We start from the raw sequence: 4,216 nt of genomic DNA on the forward strand, positions 1-4,216 counted from the left end.
GGCGACGCCAGGTCGAGGAGAAATACCGACTGGTGTTCCGCTACGACCGGGTCGGTCGTCTGGTCGATGCCCAGGAATTTCGCGACCTGAGGTTCCCGCTCGCGCAGATCGACGCAGCGTTGCTGGAGGAACTCACGACGGAATGTGCGGAGAGCGTGGCGATCGATGACGATGCGCTGGTCATTCGTCATTGCTATGTCGAGCGTCGTCTTCGGCCGCTCAACCTGCTGGTCCGCGAAGCGTCGGCAGATGACGCGCGGCGCGCGCTGCTGGACTACGGGCAAGCCATCAAGGATCTCGCCCGCAGCAACATCTTTCCGGGCGATCTGTTGCTGAAGAATTTCGGTGTGTCGCGCATTGGTCGCGCGATCTTCTACGATTACGACGAGCTGTGTCTGGTTGAGCAATGCCGTTTCCGGCGGTTGCCTGACGCAAGTGCCGAAGACGAAACGCGACCACTGGAAGACTGGATGAGCGTGCGCGAGAGCGACGTGTTTCCGGAACAGTTTCCGCGCTTTCTCGGAGTGCCGCAGAAACTGCGAGATGCGTTGCTCGCCGCCCATCCGGAGATTTTTGATCCCGCGTGGTGGAATGCGCTACGCGAGCGATTCCTTGCCGGCCAACAGGAAGACGTTGCGCCGTATCCCGCATCGGCGCGCCTCGCCGACTGAAGCTGCGAGGCGCGCCGATCATCGTCATTGTTTACAGCTTGCCGCGACGACCCATCAGCAACGACACCACAAACAGCACGATGAAGACGAGAAACAGGATCTTTGCGATGCCGGCAGCGGCACCGGCCACGCCGCCAAAGCCCAGAACACCGGCGATCAACGCGATGACCAGAAAAACGAGGGTGTAATGCAGCATGAGCGGATCTCCTTGGACGGACGTGGGTGGTTCAGAGCGCATAGGAGAACGCTTTGGGCATGAATCGATGGTGAGTTGGTTCCTTCCGGCGAAAAAGCATGTAACCGGCGTTCACTTATGGAACTTTGTGCGCTTGGCGATTCGGTGGACAGAGCAGTGATTTGCGACGAAAGCGACGAGTTCACTGGCGTCCCGATGCACGCGCTGAAGGGTGCCGTGGACTCGACCGGCAGCGGATCGACGCGCCAGTGCCTGTGCTAGGCTCCCGCGCTGCGCCGTGCACGCGCCATTCCGACTTAATACAGAGGACATCGCCATGAACAAGCTCGGCCTGCTGCTTCCCCTGATCGCGGCCCTTGCGGCCTGCGGAGCCCAGGAAACCCCGGCCCCCGCGCCGAAAGCAACCGTTCCCGTCGTCGCGGATCAGCCGGCGACGCCGCCACCGCCGCGCAGCGCGACCGACCTGGTCAGCGACAAGCTCGACGCGGCCGTCGGTGGAAGCTGGCGTTCGGAAGCGAACAAGGGGCGCGACGCCTATCGTCATCCCAAGGAGACGCTGGCGTTCTTCGGTGTGAAGCCTGGAGAAAACGTGGTCGAAATCACCCCGGGTGGTGGCTGGTACTCCGAAATTCTCGCGCCGATGATGAAGGGCAACGGCACCTACACGGCCGCGATCACCCAGCCGAAGAAGAAAGACGGCGAAGCGGCGCAGGACAAAACCGCGTTGCAAAAGATGTTCGAGGGCAACGCGGCCGAGTTCGGCGATGCAAAGACGATCGAGTTCGATCCGAAGGCGCCAATGTTGGGCACGCCCGATTCGGCCGATACGGTGCTGACGTTCCGCAACGTGCACAACTGGGCAATGGCGGATACTGCGCCAGCGATGTTCAAGGCGTTTTTTGCCGTGCTCAAGCCGGGCGGTACGCTCGGCGTCGTCGAGCATCGCGCAGCAGCCAATGCGGACATGGAGAAGATCAAGGAGTCGGGCTATCTGCCGGAGGATTTCGTGATCAAGCTTGCGACCGACGCCGGTTTCAAGCTGGTGGCGAAGAGCGAAATCAACGCCAATTCGAAAGACACCAAGGACTACGAGAAAGGCGTATGGACACTGCCGCCGTCGCTCGCGCTGGCCGACAAGGACAAGGAGAAGTACGTCGCGATCGGCGAGTCCGACCGCATGACGCTGCGATTCCAGAAGCCCGGTGGCGACCGGATCTTCGATCAGGGCATCGAGAAGAGCGCTGCCGCAAAATGATCTGACTCCGATCGGCCCCGCCGCCGCAACAGGCGCGCGGGGTCGTGACGTTGGCTGGCCGATCGCGCAACGCGCAGGCCGGGAGGTCCGGTCCGGGAGGTTCCGTCCTCATGCGATCGGCCTCGCGCAATAGGCGGAGGGGCGACGACACCGCGATGCTGATCCTGCTCAACAAGCCGTATGCAGTGCTGTGCCAGTTCACCGACCGCAGCACGCCGCCACGCCGAACGCTGGCCGACTTCATCGGCGAAAAAGACGTCTATGCGGCTGGACGACTCGACTACGACAGCGAAGGCCTGCTGCTTCTGACCGACGACGGCGCGCTGGCCGGTCGGCTGACGGATCCGGTGCACAAGCAACCGAAAACCTATCTCGTGCAGGTCGAGGGACTGCCGGGTTCCGCGGCTCTCGCATCGCTTCGTCGCGGAATCGTGCTCAATGACGGACCGACGCTGCCCGCCGAGGTCGAGGTGCTCGTCGACACACCGCCCGATCTGTGGCCGCGCGATCCGCCGGTGCGTTTTCGAAGGAGCGTGCCGGAGGCATGGCTGCGCCTGACCATTCGTGAAGGTCGCAACCGGCAGGTGCGCCGCATGACCGCAGCGGTTGGCTTGCCGACGCTGCGACTGATTCGCCAGCGCGTCGGCGCGTACGAACTGGGATCGTTGAAGCCGGGTGAATCGCGTCGGGTCGCCCATCCGGCAACGGTGATGCAACGATGACATTCAAGGATCATTTCTCGGGCCACGCAGGCATCTATCACGAGGCACGGCCGGGCTACCCTGCGGCGTTGTTCGATTGGCTCGCCGGGATTGCGCCGTCGCGCGATCTCGCCTGGGACGCCGGGTGCGGCAATGGACAGGCAAGCGTCGCCCTTGCCGAACGATTCGTGCACGTGTTCGCAACCGATCCCAGCGCGACGCAGATCGCCAATGCCGAACCGTGCGCGAACGTCGACTATCGCGTTGAACCCGCAGAGCAGTGTTCGCTGGCGAGCGCGAGCGCGGATCTGGTCACGGTTGCGCAAGCACTGCACTGGTTCGACCACGCGCGCTTTTACGCCGAGGTCGCGCGCGTGCTGAAGCCCGGCGGTGTGGTTGCCGCCTGGACGTATGCCGACTGTCGAGTCGACGCGGCGATCGATCCGGTCAAGGATCGTCTCTATGTCGACCTCACCGGTTCGTACTGGCCACCCGAACGGCGGCACGTCGAGAGCGGCTACCGCACGCTGGACTTCCCGTTCGACGAACAGCCGGCGCCGTCTTTCGAGATGACGGCTCGTTGGACGCTGGCGCAGTTTCTTGCGTATCTGCGCTCCTGGTCGGCAACTCAACGCTATCTCGCTGACAACGGGGTCGATCCGGTGACACTGGTGGAGGCAGACCTCGCCCAGGCCTGGGGAGATGCTGGCGTTGCGCGTTGCGTCCGCTGGGATTTCCACGTCCGTTGCGGACGCGTGCGCAACGCTTGAGGCGCGCGCGTCACGCGGCGTCCTGCAACCGATCCCAATCGATGCCGAGTTCGCGCAATCCGTCCCGTCCCGCACTGCCGACGGCCAACGCACGCGAATTGCGGCGCTGGCGCAGCCAGCCGGCATCGAACAATCGCTGCGCCAGCGCGGTGCCGAGTGGGCCTGCAAGATGGAAGCGGCGCTCGGTCCAGTCGATGCACTGGCGGCCGGCCAGTGTCGCGATGGCATCGTCGACACCGATCAATCCGAGATCGTGCAGCCACTGTGCACCGTGGTGACTGAGACGCAATGCATCGCTGTCGAGTCGCAACGCGCCGCGCTCGCGCAGACGTTCGAACAGTGCGACGGCCACCTGACCGGCGAGGTGCCGGTAGCACGTCCGGGCGCGGCGCAAATCTCGATCGGCGGGAGCGGTTGAGCGAACGCAGGCCGGCGCACGCACGCCCGCCAACGCGAGCGATTCGACCAGGTGCGCGACGTCCTCGCCGGCAAGCCGGAAATAGCGATGCCGCCCTTGTGCGTGCACCACCAACAGACCGCCCTCAACCAGCTTGCGCAGGTGGACGCTTGCGGTTGCGGGAGCCACGCCGGCAAGTTCGCCAAGTTCCCCGGCGGGCCGCGCA

Annotated in this window: 6 protein-coding genes; 4 read left to right on the plus strand and 2 right to left on the minus strand. The window is 64.2% G+C overall.

Features of this window, described 5'->3' with window-relative positions; translation table 11 throughout:
* The coding region (locus ABIV12_RS00755; protein ID WP_348055218.1) for an isocitrate dehydrogenase kinase/phosphatase-domain containing protein at positions 1–671 on the plus strand (671 nt) is incomplete at its 5' end.
* Positions 672–702: 31 nt separating this feature from the next.
* On the opposite strand, the gene ABIV12_RS00760 is transcribed toward ABIV12_RS00755, so the two are convergent.
* Positions 703–867: a DUF1328 domain-containing protein gene (locus tag ABIV12_RS00760; protein ID WP_348055220.1), complete on the minus strand. Its 165-nt coding sequence runs from the start codon at positions 865–867 to the stop codon at positions 703–705.
* Positions 868–1,183: 316 nt separating this feature from the next.
* Here ABIV12_RS00760 and ABIV12_RS00765 point away from each other — a divergent pair, with 316 nt between their 5' ends.
* The 3 genes from ABIV12_RS00765 (at position 1,184) to ABIV12_RS00775 (ending at position 3,593) form a co-directional block, all read left to right on the plus strand.
* The gene (locus ABIV12_RS00765; protein ID WP_348055222.1) at positions 1,184–2,122 is read left to right on the plus strand and encodes a methyltransferase; all 939 of its coding nucleotides are present in this window, start codon (positions 1,184–1,186) and stop codon (positions 2,120–2,122) included.
* 155 nt (positions 2,123–2,277) lie between these two features.
* Positions 2,278–2,844 carry a pseudouridine synthase gene (locus ABIV12_RS00770; protein ID WP_348055224.1) on the plus strand — a complete coding sequence of 189 codons (567 nt, stop codon included), beginning with the start codon at positions 2,278–2,280 and terminating at the stop codon, positions 2,842–2,844.
* Positions 2,841–3,593 carry a class I SAM-dependent methyltransferase gene (locus ABIV12_RS00775; protein ID WP_348055226.1) on the plus strand — a complete coding sequence of 251 codons (753 nt, stop codon included), beginning with the start codon at positions 2,841–2,843 and terminating at the stop codon, positions 3,591–3,593. Before ABIV12_RS00770 ends, ABIV12_RS00775 begins: the two co-directional genes overlap by 4 nt.
* A 10-nt stretch (positions 3,594–3,603) precedes the next feature.
* Here ABIV12_RS00775 and ABIV12_RS00780 read toward each other — a convergent pair.
* A partial coding sequence (locus tag ABIV12_RS00780) for a helix-turn-helix domain-containing protein (protein WP_348055228.1) occupies positions 3,604–4,216 on the minus strand: 613 nt, incomplete at its 5' end.

It is taken from the genome of Dokdonella sp., assembly GCF_039926425.1.
In the GTDB taxonomy this organism is placed as follows: Bacteria; Pseudomonadota; Gammaproteobacteria; order Xanthomonadales; family Rhodanobacteraceae; genus Dokdonella_A.